A 2,429-nucleotide genomic window follows, 5' to 3' on the forward strand; every position below is an offset into this window, starting at 1 on the left:
CATGGTGATCACCTTTTTTTCTCCTGCCCAAAATGTGGGCAGGAGCAGTAGAACACCTGGGTCAATTTTCGATCAGCATACCCCCTGTAGGTGGGTCAATTTTCGGTCAGCGTCAACACAGAGTAAGGGCAATTCATCGTTTTCGTCTGCTTTGGGATTATGCAGAAGAGCTTTTCCGACCTCGAATACGCCACCAAAAAGAAGCTGACCCGGCGCGACCGCTTCCTCGCGAAGATCGACAGGGTTACACCTTGTCGAAACTGCATGAACAGATCAAGTCGCATTATCCGAAGGTGGATGGCGCTGGCCGCCGCTGATCGGACTGGCGAGCAAGCTGCGCACGTACGTTGCGTCGCGGTGGTCTGGCCTGTCTGACGAAGGCATCAAGGGCAAGGGTGTATTCTCCCTGTTCCTCTTGACGACAGATGGCGACTTGCCCTTTCCGCATGGTGGGAAGGGCGGGGGACCGGTGAGGTAGGGGGCGGTGGCCCTGCTATCTCATTCGCGGCTGTTTATCGCGATCGTTTGGTGTTGGCGTTTGTGTCTGCATGGGTGAGCTCTTCTCATAGCCTGCAGGTGGATCAAGCGTGATGCGGATGTTCGGATTCAGCCTGCAGGTTGCCTCCTGAATTGCACCCCAGTGCCTGAACGGGACTGTACCCACGTTGAGCGGCTTTTCGCTGATCGCTAGTTTCGCTGGGTACGCGATGACCTTCATGTGCTCCCAGCCGGCCTCCTCAAGCACCGAAGTAATTAGCTCCGGGCGCTGCATGATGAGTAATTGCGGCTTGGACAACTCTGCCGGGTTGGGTTCGATCCCCTCGTCTTCCAGGCGCTTTTTAAGAATTCCCTGCAGTTGGTCCATCATGCTTCGCGACAGGCGTTGAAACGAAATGAAGTCGTGTTGCGTGAGATCGTCCGGCTTCATCATCAACGGATTTTGCTTGTGATCGAGGCCGACCAGAAAGTCTATCACCGTGAATTGCAAGCGCTCGCGGTCCGCGTACGCGCGCGCTGCCATGAATCCCTCTTGCTTGCTTTGGTATCCATATAAAGCTGAAAAAGCCCCAGGAACGGGACTTGTCGTTGGAAGGCCACAGTCCCGTAGTGCGATTACTCGCGGGGCTGTACCCTCGTAAAAGTATACGCTCGACAGTTCAATTAGAGGCTGCGAGTTATTGTTATTTTCATTACTCACAGGTGTCACCTTGTTTGCTCCAGCCCTGAATCAATACGTTCCCCACGTGTTGGCGTTCGCCAACCTCGCTAGCTATGTCAGTCATCAATCGAAGACTGTTCTTTGGCGTTAGCTTCAGCCGTCGAACGGCTTCCATCCAGCGAATTACCGGGCGCCCCGGCTTGCCGTCGTGTAGCAACAGGCGATAGACCGAGGGTGCCGACCTTCCGATTAGCGTAGCGAACTTGTCACGGTCCTGGGGTGTGCTTTGCAGTCCAAGGAAATCGTAAAACTCCTTAACGTCGGGCGCAACCTGTATGGGTGCTGAGTCAGGAGATGTTTGATACAGATGGAGCAGCATGGCCACGACCGGATCGTTGATCTGCTTGGAGGCCTGCTCGGCGTTCGTCAGCTCCTCCCACTTTGCTTTCTGTAGGCCGAATGCATCTGCTGCAGCTACTTTCGTTAATCCATTCTCGATCCGCCAGCGCTCCAGGTCGGTTCCGCAGATGGGCTGATGTTGTTGATTACTCATGTCCACGTTCATCCTGTGAATGATAACAAGGACTTACCAAAACTGGGCGAAATTTTTCTGAAGTGCAAGCGCATCCCCAGAGTAGGCGGAATTTTCTGATACGTCAAATTCTTGTTCCGTGCTGCTTCCCAAGCGCGTCTATTTTGAATAGTATACATAATACGAAATAGACGCGGCTTGAGTCTTGCCTTACTACAGGGTTCGTTGCCCTTGCCATACCGGCTGCGATACTGATAAGACAGCTCGAGTCTCATATTGTCCTTCAGAAGGTGAGGAAAATTCGATGAGTGCAGAGTCCGATCTATTGATGCAACAATTTCGCCAGGCTGTCTATGAGCGGCTTACCGAGCCTGGAGCCACCTTCGGCCTTTCGCCGGAGGGCGCGATCGAGCAGCGCTCGATCCTATTTTCAAACTGGCAGTCGTGGCTGCGGGCGAAGGACGAGGCGGAGCACTTGGCGCCCGATCTCGCGCGCCACTGGGCAGTAGCCGACGTGACTGCCTTCCGCGATGTGCGGGCAGATCGGCGCGCCGTCGCGGAAAATGATATTTACAAGAACATTTCTGCTAGTCCTGCCTATGGCCAAATTTTGTCGTCTATCCCCCTGTGTCAGACTACTTGTCGGGTGTGTTTTTTGAACAAATTATGTCCTGATCTTGGTTGTTGTGGTGGAATTTAGGGTTCGTTCTTGTGCTTTATTTCTAACATCGTTTCCGG

3 protein-coding genes and 1 pseudogene are annotated in these 2,429 nt (G+C 53.6%); 2 read left to right on the top strand and 2 right to left on the bottom strand.

The window, feature by feature from the left end; all coding sequences use genetic code 11:
• Positions 1 to 159: 159 nt before the first annotated feature.
• Positions 160 to 388 (top strand): annotated as a pseudogene (locus ACP7D4_RS27845) (IS5/IS1182 family transposase); the annotation flags it as partial.
• A gap of 105 nt (positions 389 to 493) precedes the next feature.
• Here ACP7D4_RS27845 and ACP7D4_RS27850 read toward each other — a convergent pair.
• Complete coding sequence (locus ACP7D4_RS27850; RefSeq protein ID WP_426212673.1) at positions 494 to 1,021, bottom strand: hypothetical protein; 528 nt, start codon at positions 1,019 to 1,021, stop codon at positions 494 to 496.
• A 169-nt stretch (positions 1,022 to 1,190) separates the two neighbouring features.
• Positions 1,191 to 1,712, bottom strand: coding sequence for a hypothetical protein (locus ACP7D4_RS27855; RefSeq protein WP_426212675.1), 522 nt, complete (start codon positions 1,710 to 1,712; stop codon positions 1,191 to 1,193).
• Between the two features lie 283 nt (positions 1,713 to 1,995).
• Here ACP7D4_RS27855 and ACP7D4_RS27860 point away from each other — a divergent pair, with 283 nt between their 5' ends.
• Complete coding sequence (locus tag ACP7D4_RS27860) at positions 1,996 to 2,391, top strand: hypothetical protein (protein WP_426212677.1); 396 nt, start codon at positions 1,996 to 1,998, stop codon at positions 2,389 to 2,391.
• Positions 2,392 to 2,429: the final 38 nt, after the last annotated feature.

This window comes from Massilia sp. TWP1-3-3, assembly GCF_049897805.1.
Taxonomy (GTDB): domain Bacteria; phylum Pseudomonadota; class Gammaproteobacteria; order Burkholderiales; family Burkholderiaceae_D; genus Telluria_A.